The sequence below is a fragment of the Candidatus Uabimicrobium helgolandensis genome, from assembly GCF_041508025.1.
GTDB lineage: Bacteria > Planctomycetota > Uabimicrobiia > Uabimicrobiales > Uabimicrobiaceae > Uabimicrobium > Uabimicrobium helgolandensis.
In genome coordinates this window covers 7,291,618-7,313,178 of the sequence record NZ_CP165719.1, presented here as the reverse complement: position 1 = coordinate 7,313,178, position 21,561 = coordinate 7,291,618, and the positions used below count along the sequence as shown (strand labels likewise).

The 21,561-nt window shown below is 33.9% G+C and carries 17 protein-coding genes, 1 tRNA gene and 5 pseudogenes; 10 read left to right on the top strand and 13 right to left on the bottom strand.

What is annotated here, in order from left to right:
- Positions 1-128: 128 nt before the first annotated feature.
- Positions 129-1,016 carry a phosphotransferase gene (locus UABHE_RS27060; RefSeq protein ID WP_372366430.1) on the bottom strand — a complete coding sequence of 296 codons (888 nt, stop codon included), beginning with the start codon at positions 1,014-1,016 and terminating at the stop codon, positions 129-131.
- Entirely contained in the window at positions 1,013-2,242 is a 1,230-nt protein-coding gene (eutH, locus tag UABHE_RS27055; protein WP_372366429.1) for an ethanolamine utilization protein EutH, read from the bottom strand. Before eutH ends, UABHE_RS27060 begins: the two co-directional genes overlap by 4 nt.
- Positions 2,243-2,647: 405 nt before the next feature.
- Here eutH and UABHE_RS27050 point away from each other — a divergent pair, with 405 nt between their 5' ends.
- From UABHE_RS27050 to UABHE_RS27030, 5 genes and pseudogenes are all read left to right on the top strand, one after another.
- A complete protein-coding gene (locus UABHE_RS27050) occupies positions 2,648-2,806 on the top strand; it encodes a hypothetical protein (protein WP_372366428.1) in 159 nt (52 codons plus the stop codon).
- 12 nt (positions 2,807-2,818) lie between these two features.
- Positions 2,819-3,166: pseudogene (locus UABHE_RS27045) on the top strand (hypothetical protein); the annotation flags it as partial.
- A 12-nt stretch (positions 3,167-3,178) separates the two neighbouring features.
- A pseudogene (locus UABHE_RS27040) lies at positions 3,179-3,529 on the top strand (thioredoxin domain-containing protein); the annotation flags it as partial.
- A 12-nt stretch (positions 3,530-3,541) separates the two neighbouring features.
- Positions 3,542-3,892, top strand: a pseudogene (locus tag UABHE_RS27035) (hypothetical protein); the annotation flags it as partial.
- A 12-nt stretch (positions 3,893-3,904) separates the two neighbouring features.
- Positions 3,905-4,135 (top strand): annotated as a pseudogene (locus tag UABHE_RS27030) (protein disulfide isomerase family protein); the annotation flags it as partial.
- Between the two features lie 180 nt (positions 4,136-4,315).
- Here the strand turns inward: UABHE_RS27030 and UABHE_RS27025 are convergent.
- The 8 genes and pseudogenes from UABHE_RS27025 to UABHE_RS26990 all read right to left on the bottom strand — a co-directional run bounded on the left by UABHE_RS27025 (position 4,316) and on the right by UABHE_RS26990 (position 11,524).
- Positions 4,316-5,878 (bottom strand): leucine-rich repeat domain-containing protein, encoded by a 1,563-nt coding sequence (locus UABHE_RS27025; RefSeq protein WP_372366427.1) that lies wholly within the window; start codon positions 5,876-5,878, stop codon positions 4,316-4,318.
- A 243-nt stretch (positions 5,879-6,121) separates the two neighbouring features.
- Positions 6,122-8,401, bottom strand: a complete 2,280-nt coding sequence (locus UABHE_RS27020) for a hypothetical protein (RefSeq protein ID WP_372366426.1) — start codon at positions 8,399-8,401, stop codon at positions 6,122-6,124.
- Positions 8,402-8,445: 44 nt separating this feature from the next.
- Positions 8,446-8,871 (bottom strand): hypothetical protein, encoded by a 426-nt coding sequence (locus tag UABHE_RS27015; RefSeq protein ID WP_372366425.1) that lies wholly within the window; start codon positions 8,869-8,871, stop codon positions 8,446-8,448.
- Between the two features lie 109 nt (positions 8,872-8,980).
- A pseudogene (locus UABHE_RS27010) lies at positions 8,981-9,136 on the bottom strand (heavy metal-associated domain-containing protein); the annotation flags it as partial.
- 18 nt (positions 9,137-9,154) lie between these two features.
- Positions 9,155-9,373 (bottom strand): hypothetical protein, encoded by a 219-nt coding sequence (locus UABHE_RS27005; RefSeq protein WP_372366424.1) that lies wholly within the window; start codon positions 9,371-9,373, stop codon positions 9,155-9,157.
- 91 nt (positions 9,374-9,464) lie between these two features.
- A complete protein-coding gene (locus UABHE_RS27000; protein ID WP_372366423.1) occupies positions 9,465-10,319 on the bottom strand; it encodes an NAD-dependent epimerase/dehydratase family protein in 855 nt (284 codons plus the stop codon).
- 367 nt (positions 10,320-10,686) lie between these two features.
- Positions 10,687-11,226: an RNA polymerase sigma factor gene (locus tag UABHE_RS26995; RefSeq protein ID WP_372366422.1), complete on the bottom strand. Its 540-nt coding sequence runs from the start codon at positions 11,224-11,226 to the stop codon at positions 10,687-10,689.
- Positions 11,207-11,524: a hypothetical protein gene (locus UABHE_RS26990; RefSeq protein WP_372366421.1), complete on the bottom strand. Its 318-nt coding sequence runs from the start codon at positions 11,522-11,524 to the stop codon at positions 11,207-11,209. The genes UABHE_RS26995 and UABHE_RS26990 overlap by 20 nt, the downstream gene beginning before the upstream one ends.
- A gap of 510 nt (positions 11,525-12,034) precedes the next feature.
- Between UABHE_RS26990 and UABHE_RS26985 the strand changes: the two genes are divergently transcribed.
- On the top strand, positions 12,035-13,144 hold the full coding sequence (locus UABHE_RS26985; RefSeq protein ID WP_372366420.1) for a gamma-glutamylcyclotransferase family protein: 1,110 nt from the start codon (positions 12,035-12,037) through the stop codon (positions 13,142-13,144).
- Positions 13,145-13,170: 26 nt separating this feature from the next.
- Here the strand turns inward: UABHE_RS26985 and UABHE_RS26980 are convergent, their stop codons facing one another.
- Entirely contained in the window at positions 13,171-16,671 is a 3,501-nt protein-coding gene (locus tag UABHE_RS26980; RefSeq protein ID WP_372366419.1) for a protein kinase, read from the bottom strand.
- Positions 16,672-16,999: 328 nt separating this feature from the next.
- Here UABHE_RS26980 and disA point away from each other — a divergent pair, with 328 nt between their 5' ends.
- The 3 genes from disA to UABHE_RS26965 all read left to right on the top strand — a co-directional run bounded on the left by disA (position 17,000) and on the right by UABHE_RS26965 (position 19,738).
- A complete protein-coding gene (gene disA, locus UABHE_RS26975; RefSeq protein WP_372366418.1) occupies positions 17,000-18,070 on the top strand; it encodes a DNA integrity scanning diadenylate cyclase DisA in 1,071 nt (356 codons plus the stop codon).
- A 46-nt stretch (positions 18,071-18,116) separates the two neighbouring features.
- On the top strand, positions 18,117-19,496 hold the full coding sequence (locus UABHE_RS26970) for a hypothetical protein (protein WP_372366417.1): 1,380 nt from the start codon (positions 18,117-18,119) through the stop codon (positions 19,494-19,496).
- A 68-nt stretch (positions 19,497-19,564) separates the two neighbouring features.
- Positions 19,565-19,738, top strand: a complete 174-nt coding sequence (locus UABHE_RS26965) for a hypothetical protein (RefSeq protein ID WP_372366416.1) — start codon at positions 19,565-19,567, stop codon at positions 19,736-19,738.
- A gap of 201 nt (positions 19,739-19,939) precedes the next feature.
- Here the strand turns inward: UABHE_RS26965 and UABHE_RS26960 are convergent, their stop codons facing one another.
- Positions 19,940-20,563: a hypothetical protein gene (locus tag UABHE_RS26960; protein WP_372366415.1), complete on the bottom strand. Its 624-nt coding sequence runs from the start codon at positions 20,561-20,563 to the stop codon at positions 19,940-19,942.
- A gap of 511 nt (positions 20,564-21,074) precedes the next feature.
- Between UABHE_RS26960 and UABHE_RS26955 the strand changes: the two genes are divergently transcribed.
- A complete protein-coding gene (locus UABHE_RS26955) occupies positions 21,075-21,371 on the top strand; it encodes a hypothetical protein (protein WP_372366414.1) in 297 nt (98 codons plus the stop codon).
- 107 nt (positions 21,372-21,478) lie between these two features.
- On the opposite strand, the gene UABHE_RS26950 is transcribed toward UABHE_RS26955, so the two are convergent.
- Positions 21,479-21,551, bottom strand: a tRNA-Asn gene (locus UABHE_RS26950).
- Positions 21,552-21,561 lie beyond the last annotated feature (10 nt).

Genomic DNA, 21,561 nt, shown 5'->3' with positions numbered 1-21,561 from the left:
ATCTACGAAAAAATATACTTTTGTTAGTTTTTATTTTGCAAGTGACATAGACGCCGTAATCACGATTATAATTAATTGCTATTTTGAAGCGATTACGACGAAGGTCGAGTCATTGTTATTCCATCAAATTAAGAGACAGCCTTCAAATACTCCTCAAATTTCTCACTATCAATACAATCACTCATTCGATCAAAGTGCTTATCTCTATAAGCTTCAAAATCTTCATCTAGAGTGGAAATTTGCATTTGCACTTGTGCCCACATCGCTTCGCGAAAATACGACATAATTTTCATTAAATTGTGATGAGCTGTGTCTGTGTCTGAAGGTTCTTTCCCTAAGTAGTGATTTAATAGTATTTTGTCGTGTTCATTTGTGAATACATGGTTTGTTGAAAAATTTGCGGTATCAAAAAAGGGATCACCTACTCCTGCATATTCCCAATCTATAATTCTAATAGTACCATCGTCAATGAAATTACCGCTTAACAAATCATTGTGACACAAACAGAGTTTTTTGGGTTGATTACTAAGAGCTTTTTCGATTTTGTTCATTTGTTCAATCATTTGCGAAAACTGTGGTGGAAATTGGGCTCCATGGTCTTTGGCGGTTTTTGCGTAGTTTTCAATCATACGAAACGAACAGAATTTCCATGGGAAGTCCGAGAGTGTATGAAATTTTCGAATGGTTTTGGCAATGCGTTCGATATTTTTTTCTATACGCACATCTTCTTCAGAGAACGCCTTGCCTTCGATAAAGCGCGTCACTAAATGCCCGTCGTCTGTAGAATGAACTACTTGCGGAGCGATTCCCAATTTTGCAGTGGCTTCATTAATTGTGCGTTCTTGGTCTCTATCAATTCCTAAAAGAGATGTTTTTGCACCGCTAATACAAACTACAAATGATTCATCGTCAACATCAACTTTGTAATTGAGATTAGTTATTCCACCTGAAAGAGAAGTGTAGCTTATTTTTTTACCTTGCCACTGGGGGATTTCTTTAATGACCTTATCTATCATTCTTTTTCTCCTTCATGTACTGATTTTTCTAGTTGTAGTGCTTTGGGAACTGATAGCCAGTAAGCTAATAAAAAACCACATATTCCACCAATAAATTTTCCTGAAAGAATCGCTAAGATTAAATTAGGCTGAAAATTGGCAGTAAAAGCAAGATGGTCACCAAACATAAAAGCGGCACATACTGCAAAAGCAATATTGAGAACTTTATCTTTTGGGGACATGTCTTTTATAAGGCGAAACATCGCTAAAATGTTAGCTATAGATGCTAAAATACCCGCAGCTCCTGCACTTTCGATGCCTATTTTTTTTCCGAGAGTATCCATTGGCTTTGCTAAGTATTTTTGAATTAAATATACCATTGGAAAAGCGCCAGAGAGCATGATTCCAATATATCCGGCAATCTCTAGAGCACGAAATTGGTCTTTTTCGTCTGCGATAATCGGATCGAATCCCCAACTTCCAAAAATATAAGAAAAGAAACCGCCTCCTTGCATAACTTTATCAAATGTAAAATATTCTACAATCGAGAATACCAATACTAAGGTAATGCACGCATTCATTATTCGTCCAAACCAAAGAAAACTTTTGATCATAAGATCAGGTAGAAATCTTAATCCCAAAGCAATGGTCAAAACAACAACAATAAGTGGAATTAGATTTGTAAATATAGTCGAAAATGTGAGGGCTAGTTGGTAAGGATCTGTTGAATTAGCTTGAGAATAAATTGTTGGAGATGTGATTGCAAGTAGTGAACACGAAACAAAGACCCCAATAGGAATACTGAGAATACCAGCCATAACTCCAAGAGCCATGTATTTGTGGTCTTTTTTCTCTATCATTGCTAAACCAACAGGTATGGAAAATACAATAGTTGCTCCAGCCATATATCCTGTTGTCATCGCCATAATCCAGCTTTCTTTTGTGAGTGCTAGAGTCTCTGCAAGCTGATATCCTCCCATGTCTACGGCAATAAAAGTAGTGGCCGCTATAGATGGATCGGCTCCAACCCAAGTGAATATAGGCCCAAAAGCTATTTTTATAAAATAAGATAAGTATGGTATCGACGCCATAATGCCAGCCACTGGTAGAAAAATATAACCAATGGAGTAGATACCTTCTTTGAATTCTTTTCCTAGGCCTTTTTCATCATCAAAAATAGAAGCGACTGCTCCTGCTACTGCGCACGCCATGACAACGTAGATTACATAGTTGCCGATTAGAGCCATATTTGTTTCCTTTCTGTGTTTCGCTTACGATTTCAACTAGAGCGTGTCGACATTTTGTGTTTTTATGTAACATTAACTATTTTAGAAGCAGTGGCATTTTGAAAGCGAATAGTTTTGTGCTCTACGTTTTCAAAGCAACAAAGTTAATATCTAAAAGTGCGAAATTATAGGAAAGATAAATGCTGACACCCTGTTTTACGTTTTAAAGTTGTATTATAATCTCAAACAGTTGATTTTTATATAAAAATTAATATAAATTACTGAGGAGTAGGCTGTTGGCGTATTGGCATGCGCTATAAAAATTTAGAAATGATTAGGTAAAATAATTTATTTTGTGTACTATATTTTATAAGGCGCACTTGCGTCTTCGTAAAAAAATTATTTCTTTTAAAAAGGAGAGTCTTAATGAAAAAGGCTTTTACACTTATAGCTATACTTTGTGTTGCATTTTTTGCTAACACATTGACAGCTGAATTAAAAGTGCTTGACAATACAAAGGACTTTGAGAAACTTATCAAAGAATCTCAAGTTCCTGTAATTGTTAAGTTTTCTGCTTATTGGTGAGGCGCGTGCCAAACTCTGAAGCAGAAGTTGGAAAATGTCGCTACCAACTACTCAGATGATCAAGTTTTGATCGCTACTATTGATGCGTATGTAAACAGCGAATTAAAGAGTTACTTACAAGGTGGATACCCTACCGTTCGTACTTTTTCTAAAGGAAAAGTTGGCGGAGCTTCTTTTGTAGGTGGCAAGTCAGAAAGTTTTCTAGTTGATTTTATTGATGGCGTGATAAATTCAGGTGTAGATGCTTCTCCTGCTGCAATTCGTGGGCAATTATACGAGTTACAAACAGCCCAAGAATTTGAAAATCTTGTGAAAAATTCACAAGTACCAGTAATTGTAAAATTTTCAGCATCGTGGTGAGGCGCCTGCCAAAAATTAAAGAAAAAACTGGCAACAATCGCTACCAGTTATTCTGACGAGCAAGTTTTGCTCGCCACAGTAGACGCAAGTAAAAATAGCGAATTAAAGAAATATCTTCTCGGTGTATACCCAACTATCCGCGTATTCACAAAAGGAAAAATGGGTGGTGAGTCTTTCACAGGGAACAAGTCAGAGTCATTTGTAAGAAGTTTTATTGATGGTGTTGTTTCTAAAAATAAAGAAACAGCAAGGCAAGCTTCTTTACGAAAAGGTCTTATTGAACTACAAACAGCTCGCGAATTTGAAGAGCTTATTGCAAGTTCACAAGTACCTGTAATGGTTAAATTTTCAGCATCGTGGTGAGGCGCCTGCCAAAAATTAAAGAAAAAACTGGCAACAATCGCTACCAGTTATTCTGACGAGCAAGTTTTGCTCGCCACAGTAGATGCAAGTAAAAATAGCGAACTAAAAAAATATCTTTTCGGCGTGTACCCAACTATCCGCGTATTTTCAAAAGGAAAGGTGGGAGGTAAGTCTTTCACAGGGAATAAGTCGGAGTCATTTGTAAGAGGTTTTATTGACGAAATCGTTTCTGGTGAAAAAGAAATGTCAAGACAAGCTTCTGTACGAAAAGGACTTATTGAACTACAAACAGCTCGCGAATTTGAAGAGCTTATTGCAAGTTCTCAAGTGCCTGTAATGGTCAAATTTTCAGCATCGTGGTGAGGCGCGTGCCAAAAATTAAAGAAAAAACTGGCAACAATCGCTACCAGTTATTCTGACGAGCAAGTTTTGCTCGCCACAGTAGATGCAAGTAAAAATAGCGAACTAAAGAAATATCTTTTCGGTGTATATCCCACAATCCGCGTATTTTCAAAAGGAAAAACCGGAGATAAATCTTTCACAGGCAACAAATCTGAGTCTTTTGTAAGAGATTTTATTGATTCTTTAATCGAGTCAGAAAAGTAAGTACAAGTCCCAAGGGGTGATAGCCTTGGGACACCTTCCGAAGAATTATTTTGCCTTACTCTTCTCTAAAGCGTTTTCAAGTTTTTGAGTGCGTTTTCAAATCATTTAGCGCAATAATTATGGTAGATACAGATACCAAATTTTGCTTTTCTTCGTCAAAAAAATTTTAAAATTCTGTGCTCACCGAATGGGCACGAAATAACAGTGACGCATGTTAGGTAGACGGTAGATACACTCCTCATCATTGCTGTTTATTCTTGTACGGGTAATTCCTAATACCTCTAGCTGTTTGACATTATTCAAAGACATTAAACCAGAGCCTGTAACCTTTGTGTAGTTTAGATGTAATTCCTTGAGTTTTTCCAAATCTTGGAGATGAATAAGTCCTTCGTCTGTAATTTTAGTAGAAACTAAAGATAGCTCTACAAGTTCTGTTAGATTTTTCAAATGAACTAGACCATCATTGTCAATTTTCGTCTCGGTGAGACTAAGTATTCTTAAGTGAGACAATTGCTTAATAATAGCAAGATGCTTATTATTGATATTGGTATTCGCGACATTCAAATTTACAAGATGTGAAAAATTTTTCAAAATAGACAATTCGTCTGTTACTTTTAATTTGGAAAGAGATAGTGTTCTTAAATTACGCAGATTTCGGAGATGGGAAAGCTGCGAACTATCAAGTTTTGTGTTGTCCAATTCTAGTTCTTCTAATGTTTCAATAGAGCCAATAGTCGATAATTGTTTGCTATCTAAATTGATATAATTTAAATTGATAGCTTTTAACTTGGTAAATTTTTTGAAAATATTGACATCGTCGATTTTTGTCTCTTCTATATCTATTTTTTCTAAGTTTGTCAAATTTGTCAGTTGTTCTAAAAAATTTCCTCGTAAATCCGAAATAGCAATGCTCAGTTCTTTGAGTTTTTTTAAGTTCTTGATGAACTGCAAACCTTGATGACTTAGATTTGTTTCGTTTAGGTTTAAGATTTCTAAATTTATTAGTGATTGTAAGCATTGTAGATCTTCATCTCCTACATCATTATTGCTTATGTCTAGCGCTTTTAGATTAACTAAATTTTTAATAGCACTCAAAACTTGGCCATCTATGCCACTTTCAGAAAGGTTAAGTTTTCTTAAACCTAACAAACCCTCAAAGTGCATTACTTCCTCTATTTCTATGTTTATGAGATTAAGTTCTTGTAGATTAGGTAAGTTTGCCAATAGAATTGATTCTTCTGCAGGGAGATACGCGTCGTAGGAGCCATCAATGCTAAGAGTTTCTAAGGTTGGACATTTACAGAGGTCAGAGAACCCTAAACTATCTCCTTCAGGACAGTGCAAATATAAGTGCTTTAGACCTAATCCTTTGAGATATTTCAAACTCCCTTGTTGAATATTTGTATGATAAAGAGACAAATTATCGACATGAGAAATCCCCTCAAGAAAAGAAAAGTCATCTACCCATGCTGGAAGACTAAACATTTTAGTTTCTTGAATACTAAGAGTTTCAATATAGCAATTCGAAAATTTTACTTTTTTTACATCTCGGATTCGTAGCATAACAAAATTGCAATTAATAAATTGACAGCTATCAATCATAGTTACAGAAACTCCAAGCCCTCTAAAACTACAATTCTCAAAAGTACAGTTAGAAACATTTTCTATGCCCGTTTTTACATAAAAAGTGCATCCTCTGTAGACTGTACCATTATCTATTGTTGTTAACGTCTTACTTTTCATTAAAAATTAATCCTTTATTTTTTTGGATTGTTTCTAGGGCATGTCGACATTTAGGTTTTTTTGAAATTCGAGTAATTTTGGATAATAGCGAGGCGTTTTAAGGCGCATAGTTTTCGTTATATAACGAAAAAACAACGAAGGTCGTATTCGAAAGTGCCGAATTTGCTGGAAAGTTAAATGTCGACACGCCCTAATGTATAAGACTAAACGAATTAATCACCGTAGATTTTCTAATATAACGTTCTAAAATATACTTGCCCATAACGAAGTTGCTTGGTCTCCTGCTTTATCACCAATCCATTTAATAAAAGGTGCTGTTAGACGTTTGGTTATTGGCCCAACAACTGGTATGGATTGGATTGTTTCTCCGATGAAATTTACCACTGTTTTACTTACTGCCGTTTTTAAGGAAGAGTTTTTTTCATATTTTTGCCAACCATCTAGAATTTTGCCGTTTTGTTGTACTGCTTTTAATAAATTAAGATGTTGACGCATGAAGTCATCGTTGTTCTTACTTAGCTCTACAATATTACCATTGGCACTTATGATTTGCTTATTTACATTATCTAAATTGTAGTGTAGTAGCATTAAATACTTTGTTGTAGTATCAGAATGGATGCCTAGCTGCTGTTGAATGTTTTTTAATCGATGATGAATGCTGGAAAAACCAGTGTTAATTTTTTGATCTATTGTAGAGAGTTTTGCATTTATGTCTAGGTGTATGAATTGCAGACTTTTTTTGAGATCTTGTACTGATTTGTGGAGTGTTGTTATTTTATCGTTTGTTTTAGAGAAACTGTTATCTAAGTGTTGTTGTAGTGCACTAAAATAACTTTCTATTTTTTGCAAATTCTTGTTGTGTAAACTGAGTTGTAGATTTTTTATTTCTTTATTAATTTTAGTAATTTCTTCTAGTTTTTCCATGATAAGGAGCGTTGATATTGCGCTTGTGTCTTGATACATTTTAACTAATATTGTTTTGATTCTTTGGATACGTACACCTGTAATAAATAAATGGTTATCACTACTCATGTTTTTTAGCTCACTAGTAAGTTTTAACCATTTATTTATTAATTCATTCGCTCTTTTTGCGCGAGAAGATTGGGTAATTAGTTGTTGAATGTATTTGTCTTTTGTTGTTATTTTTTGCGAAAAATCTTGGATAAGCCTTTTTTCTTTATTTAAAGCTTTTTGTAGTGCAAACTGGCAGCATTTTTGAGTAAAAAGCGATGCCTCTGGATACATTTCGATAAAATTATCGTAAGCTTCGATGGTATTTTTAGTACAAACTATTTTATACATTAGGGCTTTGATATGTTCAAGAGCAACGATACTTTGTTCACTGTGGGGAAATCGTTCTACAAAATTGTAGTAGAAAGAGATACGATTTATTTTTGTATAAAGTTGAAACACTTCGTGAATAGCAATTTTTGTTAGTAGTCTTTCTGGATATTTCTCAATAAATGTAAGATAACTGTTTATTGCGCTGAGTATATTTTTTTCGCGTAATTGATGGTTTGTCTCGTTTTGGTTTTTTGCTAAGGAAGCATCGCGAATTTTGCGGCAGCACTCGAGTCTTAAAGAAAAAACAATTGGCGTTAACTCAGACTTGGGAAATTGGCGCAGAAAAGAATCTAATTGTTTTACAGAGGAAAAGTCAAATTTTTTACTTTTAATTACCGTTTCTTTTTCTAGAAAAGCGCGTGCAGGATCTATATATTCAAACGGAACAGAATAATGTATTTTGGCTAATGTTACGCCGTAGGAGATAAATGCAATATTTATATTCATGCTATCTTTACGAAAATGTCCGTTGGCAAGTAAAGAGAAATGAATTGTTATGGTCTTGTCTTTTTTGGCTTTCCAGGTGGTTTTGCTGTGAATTATGCCAACTGTATTTTTTGGTAGTTCAATTTTATATTGTAGTTTATTGATATCTTGAGTCGATTTTACAGGGACGAATATGGATATCATCTCAAAAGATTGCGCTACGTTGTCATTATTTCCCCAAGAAACATCAGACTTGGCGTCTGAATGATAGGTCGTGTGGTGTAAAATATTTTTGATAATAGGTTTGTAGCGAATTTTACTTATTGTGGAGTATCCGCCACCACGAGAGCGCGCTGCTTTGCGAAATACAAATTTTAAAATATGCGGACCCAACGATGTTTTAAAACGTACTGTGTGATTTTGAATACCTGAAAATGATTTTTTTTGTTTGTTGTCTAATGAAATTGTGAAAGTCTGTTCTTTTCCGCGCAAATTAGTGAAAAAGGATATTTCGATATATCCCTCATCAGCACTAAAATTAAATTCACAAGAGCTACTTTGTAAAGCTGATATATTACTAGAGCGAATATATGGTTGAGATTGCTGCCATTGCCACGGCTGCTTATCAGGAGAATTCCATTTTTCTTTGATAAATGTGTTTTTAAATGGATTTTGAGTAAAAGAGATTACACGTTCGTTTTCTGCATGTATTAATAACGTGAAGAACAACACAATTACTATATTTTTCATCATTAGTGCTCCAATACTTAAATAATTTTCTTATTTTGTAAAGTACTTTACAATAGCTGTCCGCTAGTATCGACAATCATTTTTTTCGGATTTGATTGTACAGCTTCTTTGTCAATAATTTCTATTGTTGTTTTATTTCCATAAACGATAATATCAGGGCCGTAGACACATACTAATACGATACCATGTTGGAATCTTTGAACTTTTTTTATTTCCCATAAATTAGTAGGTTGGCAGGGCTTTTTTTTTCGCGGAGTTGTTGTCCAACATGTAACTAGTTTGTGACTAGTGAAATGTTTAAATAGTACTAATGATTTATATCTGGGAATTGGCCTTTGTTCTCTTTTTTCCCAGCCCATACGCGTAACTGTTATTTCTAATAAAGATAATTTTTCTTCTATGTTAGAAATAATAGCATCGTGAAGGCATCGTCCTTGTGTTTCGTTTGCAATGCACCAAGTTAAGTCTGTCATTTTTTCTCACTTAGGAAGATAATGTTGGCACCTACAGAAAAACTCCAGCAAAATTAAATTTTACTGGAGTTTTTTGAGCGCATCCTCGTATTGTAATTATAAATTTAAATTAATTAGATAGTTCTCCGGTGTATCTTTCGCTTTTCTTTAGAGCTTCGATGAGTGTTTTGCCATCGACCTTACCTGTTACTGTAGCTTTCTTTGTATCAAAATCAACTTCAACTTTTTCTACACCTTCAACTTTTTCTAAGATCTTCGCAACGCGAGGAGCACAGTTGACGCCTCAGGTCATGCCTTCAACCTCTAAAACTAGCATTGTTGGTGTTGCTTTTGCATTTGTATTGTTTTCAACAGCAGCAGTATTTTCTTCTATTACTGGTTCAACGTTTGTATCAACTTTTTTTACATCAGAATCAGTAGAAGCATTGTTGTTAGAACTTTTTTCGCTACAACCAATTGCAAGGAAAACACATAAAGCTAATATCATTATTTTTGGTGACATAATAAATTCCTTTCACTAGAAAAGGATGCACTTACATGATATTACAACAAAATTGGTTTTTTGTATAATACAAATTGCAATTTACAATGACCTAACTAAAGTCGATTAGCCATTTTTCAATATCGCATAGTTTGAGACCAAGGCTATGGAGTAAATCGGTATTTATAAACCAATCATTTTCTATACCATAGGGAGAATGAGAGTCTCCTTGTTCTTGTTGTGCCAGTGTCGCTTTCTTGTTGTATTTTTTCTCAATGATTTCAACTAAACGTTGTAGGGAAAGAGGCTTAGGACTGGCAACATTGATCGCACCTGTGAATTCACTTTTTCCTAAGAAATATAATGCTTTTGCTGCATCGTCGGAGGTAATGAATGATTTGCGCGCCTTAATATTTGGAAAATAAATAGGATTATTGTCTTTTATGCGCTTTAGGTGAAATTCGAAACGCTTTGTGTAGTCATCGCTCCCAATAACAACAGGAATGCGAACAAAGGTAGTGGGAAAATTAGCGTATCGTGAGAATGCTGTTTCTGCTTGACGTTTGGCTTGTTTATATTCCTTAGTGTGGTCAGTTGCGGTTACAGAAAATTGATGTGTTTTTGGTTGAAAATACTCTTCTTTTATGTCTGCACCATAATCGTAAACAGAAACGGTGGATGTATGAATATATTTTTTCGCTTTTCCATTAAATAATTGTGTTGCTTGTTGTGCGTGAATGTATGTGTAACAAATTTGATCAAAAACAATGTCCCACGTTGTCTCTCCAAGCTTTGTCTGCATTTCTTCAAAGTTATTGCGGTCACACTTAATACGGCTTACTTTATCTCCTAAGTTATCGTCGGTTTTTCCACGATTGAGTAAAGTAACTTGGTGATTATCTTCTACTAACAACTTAGCTAATTTTTTGCCAAAAAATCGATTACCGCCGAGAATGAGTATATTCATAGATGTTCTTTCTGGGAAATGTTATATCTTGTTTTTTTCGATTAGGGCGTGTCGACATTTAGAAAAATAACTCAAATAATCGAGCTTAGTCTTTTAAAATATAAACTTTTGACCCCGATCCTGTTCCCAATCCCGATTTTTTAACATTTTGCTAGCACTGTGCGATAGAGGCTGTTGCAAATAGTGATCAAAACAAACCGGAAAAACTGTAAAGATAACTTAACAAAACAGACAAGGTTCTTTATTTTCGAAAACAGGACCAGGATCGGATCGATATCAGGATCAACTTTACTACTTTTGTAAAATTTAAATGTCAACACTCCCTATATATATAATATTGTAAAATAATTTAATGATAAATTATAACTTACTTTAGTTGTGTATTCTCATGTTTTTTCAGTTGAGCTATGCCACTAAATAATCTAGATTTTACGGTTCCTAAAGGAATTTCTAATATTGCGGCAATTTCTTTGAGTGATTTTTCTTCTACAAATCTCAAAAAAAGAACCGGACGACTTGCAGAAGAAGTTTGTTCTATAGCATTTATAACATCTATTTGTCCTAAAAATTCGATACAATGAGTTTCTTGTTGTTCCTGTTGCTGTAGCCAATCACTTTGGAATAAAATTTTACTGCTTTTTTCTTTTTTTAAACGTTTTACTGCAATGCGATTTGCAATACGGTATGTCCAAGAGACAAAAGCTTTTGGCTCTTTGAGCAACCATAATTTTTTAAAGATGACAATAAATACTTCCTGTAATAAATCCTCTGCAAGAGTGTTGTCTTTTGTCAGTGTTTTTAAATAACGAAAGATAGGTTGCTGGATTTGTATAAATAGTTTGTTAAGGGCGTCGCGATCACCTGTTTGTGCAAGAGAAATAAGCATTTCATTTTGATGCACTGTCATCACTACTACCTTGAATTAGTATATTACTTTGAGCTTGAATAGCTTTAAGTATGCGAATATTACAAAGATTAATATAACTCTTAAGTGAAAAAAGCACAAAGCACAATGTTCCATATGTAAGTAGAGCGGCAATTAATATTAACCAATGTAAACGATTGTGTATATTCATACAGAAAAAATAAGCTACTAACAGTAGTCCTTCAAAAAAACCCGCACCAATTAGCCATCTTTTAAAATTTTTTTCTGCTTCATCTATTTTATTTAAAGCTGCTTCGCGAACGTTATCTAATGCATTCATTTTGATCTCCTATATTTAGTGTGGAATTAACTTATCTATTATTAAAGAGACACAAAAAACAAATAGGTTCGTAAATTTTTAAAATAAATATTAAAGGACGTTATTTTAGAATAGCTATTTTTCGATTCAAATAAGTGATTTTTTGTAATAAACTAATATTGATTGAGCAGGTTGTCGATATTTAAAAAATAATACACGTACAATTTAGCAATAAAAATATAGACTGTGATATGAGTGGTTGTTTTCTATTTTGAATATCAACATATCTAAGGTGTATGATCAATTAGATATTTATAACTATCGTAATCGTAGCGGTAGTCGTGACCCTGTCCGTAACCGAATATTTTAAGTATTTCTTGAAAAAGAAATCGCAACTGATTGGTTATGATTACGATCACGACTAGGGTCATAGCCACAGTCATGAATTTTTAGTATAATGTTTTAACTGATGACAGCCCAATTATTTTGAAAAGCCTTTATAAAATACTAAAACTTATTTGAGAGATGCTCATGGGAAAAAATATTAATGACAATACAAAAATTTCAGGAAATATAACTGTAGAAGAGTGGAAAAATCTAAGAACGATTTTATTAAAAAACATGAAAGAGCTTCCATTACAAGAATGGAATGCAGCATTTGATATCTTTTATTCTCGGATTCAAACGCGATTTTTAAATCCGATAACATCTATTCTCGAAAAGGATCTGATGCAAGGTGAAGGATTTACCGTTGTTGCGATACAGTGTATTTTAATCGAATTTCTTGAAGCGTTCTACCAAGGAAAAATCTATACAGTAAAGAGAGATAATCTTTGGCTGTATGAATATAGGAGTAGCCGTCAATTATTTAAAGATTTTTTACTAGGACATGCACCTTTTAACGAACAATTTTCAGAGAAGTTAGCTGCAAATTTTTATAGTCATATTCGCTGTGGTTTGTTGCATGAAGCGCAAACCAAGGAAACCTCAAAAATACGTGCTAGAAGTAGTAGTAATCTGGTAAAAGAGTTAGATAAAGGCAACATGATTATTTACCGAACAAATTTTCAAGAAGCTCTTATTTGTTTTATAGAAAACTATAAAAATGAGCTCTTAGTTAACATGAAAAGAAGGCAAAATTTTATTCGTAAAATGGATGATCTTTGTGGAATAGAACATGTACTTTATTTTGCCTATGGAAGTAATTTGAAATTTTCGCGGTTGTTAAAACGATTTGGCGAAGGTCATGATTCCCCCAAAATTCACAATTCTTTTATTGGACATCTTGTCGATTATGAATTTAAATTTAATAAAAAAGGGAAAGATGGCACATCTAAGGCGAACATATTGAAGAAAGAAGATTCTACTGTTTGGGGCGTTTGCTATGAAATAGATAAAAATGCACTTTCCTTATTAGATCGCTACGAGGGTGGTTATAGCCAAGTTGTTGTGACAATCGAAGACGCTGAGGGCAACAAAACGAGAGCGATTACTTATATTTCAGAAAGTGTTTTTTCTGATGTAGTTGCGCCATCTGTTGGTTATTTTGAAATAGTTGTTGCCGGAGCTAAAGAGCAAGATCTTCCTCAAAGTTATATTGATGAAATTTGTAAAGAAATTGATATGGACACGCTCCAATAAAAAAGGGATAAATATGAAGCCGAAGTTTACTTAAAATTTAAATCGTAGGTAAGCATTCCTGTTGCTGATGGAAAAACAAGTAAACTCCAATCTTTAGAAATAGTTGCTAAGCCCTCTTTTGAGTAGCCGGGAGCCACTTCTATTTTAAAATCATGTTTTAGATTATATAAATAAAATTTATCTAGTAGTTGCATTGCTAAATACTCTTCGTTTGGTGAAAAACTAGAGAATGTGTAAGATTCTTTTAATGGTAATATCCGATCTAGAATGTATTTTGGGTTTTCTTTTTTGTAAATTTTTACTTGTTTATATTTATCAATTACAATTAGTACTTTGTTGCCGTTTTTAGTAAGCAGTACTTGTTTGATTCGCTCGCGGAGATCTGTATCAATCATTGATGATTTTGTTAGAAGGTTGTTCTTAATCGAAAAAAGATGAACACGGCCTTCAAAGTCACCTACAACAAGTTGCGTTTTTTGTCTTAGCTTGCAAAAGCTTATTTCGCTTTTAAGCTTTATTTTTTGTGCTATTTTTTTTCTAACGATGTTGTAATTAAAAAGAAAAAATCCCTTTTTAGTTTTAATAGAAAAGAATATATTCTTATCGTCAGGAGAAAATGCAACAGCTGATTCTTGGTAGTATTCTCCGTTGATGTGTTTTTTCAAATCTATTACTATCTTTAAGTTTGTTATGTCAAAAACAACAATCCTGCCTTTGGCATAAGATACTATTATGTATTTTTCATTATGGCTAAATTGATAATCTGAAATATGCACCATATCATAATCAATTCGGGCTTTGTTTTTATTTGTTTCCCGTTCCCAAATAGAAATGGCCGCTTTATATGTGATGCCCGCATACTTTTTTTGTGGACTGATTCTAATGCGACTATCGAGAAAAGATGCCGAACCAACTTGACTTAGTAAAAGAGTTATTACTTCCTTTTGGTCTTGCAAATGTAAAGGGGTTACTTTTTGTTCAATTGCCCAAAATTGAGCAACGAGTTTACCTTTTTTACGCACTAATAAAACCACTTCGTTCTTGTTAAAATTGACATCAAAAATATTCGAAACCTCAGAATCTCGATGCTGTGCTAGAATTTTTTTAGAAATAGCATCCCAAATGATAAAACCTCTGCTTACAGAAACAAATAGGCGACTTGTTTTGTTATAATAAATGCCATTCACTTTATAAGAATGTTGACCTACAGATGATATTGTTAAGTTATCAGCAAAAGCATTTTTCCCTTCTATGATGTTTATATTTCCTTTTTGATCACCGTAAAGAATCTGATTTTTTTGTGAAGACATTGCTAAACAGTACATTTTTTTTCCTAGGAAATTAAAAGATTGTTTTTGTACTTTCCACTGCGATTTATTGATTAGTCTCCAAATACCAATATGCGTAGTTAAGCGGCCTAAAAGTAAAGTTCCGTCTTGTGAAAAAATTAAAGGAACATTTTCAGCGGATCTTTTACGGCCTGTTGGAAAAACAAATTTTTTCTTATTTGTTAAATCGTATATCCACATTTCTTCGCGAAATCCTACGGCAACATAGTTGTGAGAATAAGCCATTTGGTAACACTTTTCAACGCCTGGCAAATGGTATTTTTGTTGTTGCATCGTATCGAGATTTACTTTTACTAAATAATCTATATCACAAAAAGTCACGGTATTTTTGTAGAATGCTTTCTGTTTATAGAAAGGAAATGTAATTGCATTTCCTGTGTCCAAGTTTCCTTTATTTTTTTTTAACGACGAGTATTTCCATATATAGGTTTTTCCTGTTGCAATCATACTTAGGTAGTTTTCGTTTAATTGAGGAAATAATTTAGCGTTAGGCGGGAAAGTATATTCTCGTTTTTTTTGCGGAATGTTGGGTTCTACAGAATATTTTTGGAAGTAATAAAGGTATTCTTTGAGTTTTTTAGATTTATTTTGGGTGATGGATTTCGCTGTATTTATTTCTTGATTGGCTTGGTGCATTGTTTTTTGATAGAAGTGGTATTCTGCCATTTTAATGTGAGCTTTTGTAAGTTGCTTCTCTGCATGTTTTAAAGCGACTTCTTTTTCTTTTTTTTGTTGTTGTAGTTGTTGATTTATTCTTTCTTTATCATAAGAAAACCAAGCAATTACAGCGATAAAGCAAACTAAAATAGAAATGACTAACGAAAGTAGTTTGTTGCGAATATACCATTTTTTTAAACGATACAAAGACTCTAAACGAATAGATATAGGTTTTCCATTTAGATAATTTTCTAAGTCAGTGTGTAATTCTTGTGCTGATTGGTAACGTTTGGCCGGAGATTTGTCTAGGCATTTTAAGCATATAAGTTCTAGTTCTTTTGGAATATCGGGATTTAGAGTTCTTGGCAAAATAGGTTCTCTACTAACTACATTGTAAGCAATTTGCACATACAGATTTCCTTGAACAGGAGGTCTTCCAGTTAACATTTCATAAAGAGTTGCTCCTGTGGAATAGACATCTGTTCTTTCATCTACAGGTTTGCACAGTGCTTGCTCTGGCGACATGTAAAAAGGCGTACCCAGTATATCTCCTTGTTGAGATAGACTATTTTTTTCGTCTACCATTTTGGCTAGGCCAAAATCCATTAACTTTGGTTCGCTATTTAGAGTTAACATAACATTATCTGGTTTTATATCGCGATGAATTATTTTTTTATTATGAACTATTTCTAGCGCAGAACAAATTTTCATAATGATGTTAACAGAGTCTTGAAACTCTATTTGTTTTTCATTCATTTTTTGAGCAAGGCTTACCCCTTCAATATATTCCATGACAAAATACATTTGAGGCTCCTGGCCGCTATCATACAGTTGAATAATATTAGGGTGTTGTAGTACAGTAATCGCTTTGATTTCTTGCAAAAATCTCTTTATTCCACTGTGGTCAATATTTGGATTTGTAATAACCTTGAGCGCTACAAATCGATTTAGCTTTGTATCTATTGCCTTATGTACAACTCCCATTCCTCCTCGCCCAAGTTCCGATAAAATGCGGTAGTGCCCAAATTTTTTATGATCCTTTCTTTGATTTTTTGTGTAAGCATCTACTCTTTGTATAAATTTTTGGAAGTAAGGTAAAGTTTGTTTCAAAGTGGTTTTTTCCGGAAAATGAACAAGTGGGTTTTTTCTTAGAGTTGACTGTAAAAATAATTTCATCTGTTCGATAGAGAGGAGTTCATCTTTTAGCATTTGTGATGCAATGTTTTTGGCTTCTTCCTCTGTCAATATTTTGCAGTCAACTAAACTGAGATAGTTTTTGTGTTTATTAAATCGATGCATGTTTTGATAAAACCAAGCCACTAAATTTTTTTGTTCTACAATTTTTGTTTGTTCGTATTGCTGTAGAATAAGAAATTCAATAAACCAATTATCAGTCATTTGGGTTTGTTGCTTCGATATTTTGCTATCGAAATATTCAGGAAAATCCAAGTTAGAATCTTGTATTGCTAAATTGGGATGAATAGTTTCTAAAATAAAACACAAAAAGGCATTTTTTTTCATTTTTAACTCACTTAGATCGTTTTAAATGCGTATATATTAAATATGTTGTCTCTTTTGAAAGAATTTTTTGTTGTGGGGCATTACTAACATAACACAAATTTTGTAAACCGCAAAGGGCTCTAAAAATTTAGAAATTCTATTATTATTTTTGTATTCTTTGCTTACTTCCAGTATTGGAAGTGACAACTTTCTATACTTATTTTTGAGAGTTTCAGAAATTACAATGAGAATATGAGTGGTCAGTGTTTTAAAAATATTGTAAGATTTTAAATAGAGTATGATTGTAACCACAGCAATTGAACAGTAATTCAGATAGGAAGTAATATTAATGGAACATTCTATAAATGATGATGAGGAGTTACTAACGGCGGTTAAGCTTCTTTCACCAGGAACTCCACTTCGAGATGGCGTAAACCTTATTTTGCAAGGTGGTCTAGGTAGTCTTATTGTGCTAAGTGATTTGCCTGAAGTTTTAGCTCTAACAAAAGGTGGTTTTCATTTAGATTGTGAATATACTCCTATGCGTCTTTTTGAGTTGGCAAAGATGGATGGGGCTATTATTATCTCAGAAGATTTAAAGCGTATTGTATGTGCTAACGCCAACCTTGTACCTGATTACGAATATTCATCTGAAGAAACAGGAATTCGTCATCAAACGGGAGAACGATTTTCCAAACAAACAAATAAAATTGTGGTTACAATTTCAGAACGTCGCAAAACATTGCACCTTTATGCTAACAACCAAAAATATATGTTTCGCAGTGTTCCTATACTTATTTCTAGCGCTAATCAAACAATGTTGGCTTTAGAAAGACACATAAAATCATTGATTGTGGCTATACAAAAACTTCATCTAGGGGAAATAAGAGAGAATGTGAGTTTGGTGGATGTTATTACCGCAATACAGTATAGTGAAATGGCACGGCGTACAAAAGTAGAACTTGATAGGCACCGTATAGAACTTGGTAACGAAGTTGTTTCACTTCACCTAAATTCTCCCGAGCAAGAAAAAGTTATTGAAAACGGTTTCCTAGTGATACGCGATTACTATAAAAGCGACAAACGCACGGAAGAAGATGTACTAAAACGCCTACAAAAATTAGATGACCAAGCACTGCTCAATGGTGGTAATATCAGTTTAGCAATGGGATTTCCACGAGATATTAATAGTTATATTGATGCTATTGCACCACGTGGCTATCGCATATTGTCTATGATTCCGCGTCTATCAAGTGCAATTATCAAAAATTTAGTAGAAAGCCTTGGAGCATTCAGCGCTATTCGTGACGCTTCCACTGATTCATTAAAAGACATAAAAGGAATTGGCGAAATCCGTGCACAGCTTATAAATAAAGAGATTTTACGTATTATTTATATGGCGGAAAAGTGGAGCACATAAAAATTACAATCATAAACTAAGGATACAGATCTTGGGAAAGTAACAAATGGCAAAAAGAAAACAACCCTCACGCAAGCAGATTGTAAAAAAAATTCTTAGTTCAATAATTGCACCAGTAAAAGCAGATGAACTAGTTGCAAAAGTACTAAAAAAATATACACCCACAGCAAAAGATCCTAAAAAAGCTATTCGTTCTTATTTGCGCGAGTTAGATGGGGAATTGCTGATATTTGAAGATTTACATACTGTTGTACCTTTAAAAGTTGCGATGGAGGGAGTCCAGTACTATATAACGTTTGACGAATTTTTACAACAAGGCGTACTTTTACCAGTAGTTTTTTCTTCTTTTACTAATTGGTATGGAAAAAAGAAAGTGCAGTTGCTGGACGCATCTCATCGAAAATTAGATTATGAAGAAACAACAATAGAGCTTAAAAAACAAAGTCCACTCGATTTATTTATGCCTAGTGAAATTATAGGGTATAGCTTAGAATCATGGTTTAAAGAAAATGAAATAACAAATAAAAATATCATTTTGATTACAATTGTCGATTGGAATAAACATTGTTTTTCTCTAGAAGTGAAAACATTAGAGGGAATTAATAAAGAGAATAACCAACGATTTGCTGATATTGTGTTTGGCATGTTAGAGAAAGCCAGCAAGGAACATATAAATATATACAGGACTATACCAACAGCATATTATCTTTTGAAAAAAGAGAATAAACTACCATGCAAGTACTGGCAAGATATTTTAATTGATGATGGTCGTATGATGTTCGATGATTTTTGTATTCAATACATAGAAAATACGCGATTTGGATGGATATCTGAGGAAAATGAAGAAGAATACGCTTTAGATAAAAAGGAAGGGGATAAAGTTTATTGCTTCAAGGCATTTCTTAAGTACGAAGATACAATCTGGCGCTCTTTTCAAATTCAGGGAATAAATACTTTAGCAGACCTTAACGATTGTATGATGGAGTTTTTTCAACGCGATTTTGATCATATGGCAGGTTTTTGGAAATGTACCCAGCGTGGAAAAAATAAACGCAAGCGTTACCGCGAAATAGAGTTGGCGAATATCAATCCTTTTGGCGAAGGAGATGGAGCAGAGATTCCTATTGCAACGTTAGATATGCAAGTAGGTGATCGATTAAAATATGTCTATGATTTTGGGGATTGGATAGAGCATGTTATTGAATTACAAGACATTTTTGAGCCAAAGAAAAAAGAACTATATCCAGTAGAAACAGGGCGTAATAAACCAAATTATAAATATTGCTCTATGTGTAAGGAAAAAAGTAAAAAAGAAGTGGCAAAGTTCATTTGTATTGATTGTTCCCAAGAACAAAGAGAAGTTCTTTGTTGTGAAGACTGTATAGAAGAACATGACGGATGTTTTTTGGAAGACATCTTATATTAAAGGTTTTTCTGTAAAATCAATATTGTTGTTCTCACACCGGTGAATAGAGAATCCTTTGGTCAATTGATTTGCGAATCTGGATTATCAAGAATTTAGTAGAAAGCCTTGGAACATTCAGCGCTATTCGCGACGCTTTCACTGATTTATTAAAGGACATAAAAGGAATCGGAGAAGTTTGCGCACAGCTTATTAATAAAGAGATCTTACGCATCACTTATATGGCAGAAAAATGGAACACGTAAAAATAGGCAATAGGACCAAAGACAATTTTATCTAAAAAATTTAAGCGCGAATTTGTACTTTGGTCTTCTCCGAGAAAGAATACGTGGCGATATATGTGCGTAGGATCTCCCGAATCACTGACTTCAGAAAAACATACTAGCTCACCACCATCAATTGGCGCTTCGCCAAAATATCGACTAAACTAGAAAATCAAATAATATTCAACAATCAATAAATCTATCTTCCATTAATTCCATACATTTTTTAAAAGCAGGAATCATTCCCTCGCCAGTCACTGCGGTTGTTTCATAACTAGGAACACTCAAATAGTTTATTTCGCGTTCTAGTTTTTCTACATCAACGATACTTTCATCTTCCAAATCGCGTTTATTCCACTGGATTACAAGAAGAAGGTCTTCTATTGACAGTCCTTTTTTATGCGAAACATCCTTAAGTAGATTTAGCGCTCCGATGTTGTCTTCGAGCGTAGGCTTTTGGCTATCCACTATAAATATAATGCCGTCTACACGATCTAGTATTGCGTCTATATCGCTGATATGATCATCTAGGGTCATGTGATGACCACATGCAAAGCAGCTGTGAAAAGAAGGGGATACAAATAGCCTATATTTTATAGTGATGTCGTTTATTTTATTGGGCGAGATAAATTCAAAATATAGATAGTCGCGGTGCTTTGTGATTATCTCATGAGTGAGTTCTTTGCAAACGTAGTTGCTTACTTTTTTGTGTATTATTTCTAGACTACTTGTTCTTCCTGAAAGAGGTAAGCCGTAATACATAATGCGAAAGCAAACTTGTTTGCTGTTTTGGTTTATTATTGGCATGAACCTAACCTTGATAGGATTGGAAGCTGTATTTTTACTTTTGCGAAAATAACTTTTTTTCTATTTCATCTAGGGCGTGTCATCATTCAATACAGATAAAAATATAACGGATTCATTTAATGATACGCCAGTAGTATTGAGCCCGAGCCCGTTTGCGAGCCCGCGCCCGAAAACTTTTTGAGAGCGACAGAAAGTGATTTATTGGTTCAATACTAGTTTTTTGCGATGGAAAAAGAAACTTTGCTTCTTTGATAAATTGTTAGTGAAAGTTTCGGAAATGGGCTCGCAAACGGGCTCGGGCTCGAAAAAACACACAATATTTTGAATGATGACACGCCCTAATTTTTCATGATTTAAATTCATTGTATTACCTTACTTCGTGCCATGTGCCACGACTACGTTTCACGAGATTCGAATCGCGCACATCGAGTTTGTAAGAGTAGTTATACCAAACTATACACAACTTTTATAGGTCGCAACTTGGGTTAAAAATAACATTCGTGCACAAGAAATGGATAGCGTGGTATTTCGCAATCTTTTACTGTTCTTTGACAAACAAAATTTACTTTCAAAACTTGTTGATGATTTTACTGAAAGAGTTTTTGAAGAGAGAGAGCTTTGTGTTGCAGCAAGTAAATTGTGGAATAAAACTATTCGTTCTCACAGTGAAATGCATCAAATAATTATAGATGTAACCCGCCAAGTTATACCTCGCTATAAGCACGATTATAATGATGGACCGGTAGTTCCCGCGGGGGGTTTGTTAGACACAAAGAAAAAAGCGAAGAATTTTAAAAAAAAATTGTAAGAAAAATAGAACCATGTAAGGAAAAGATGAAGATTTTAATAGTAGGATAAAATGTCAGATTGCAAAAAAAAAGCTCTAATCCTTGTTTTATAAGGATTAGAGCAAAGCTCCCCGAGTAGGACTCGAACCTACGACCTAGTGGTTAACAGCCACGCGCTCTACCAACTGAGCTATCAAGGATGATAAAAAT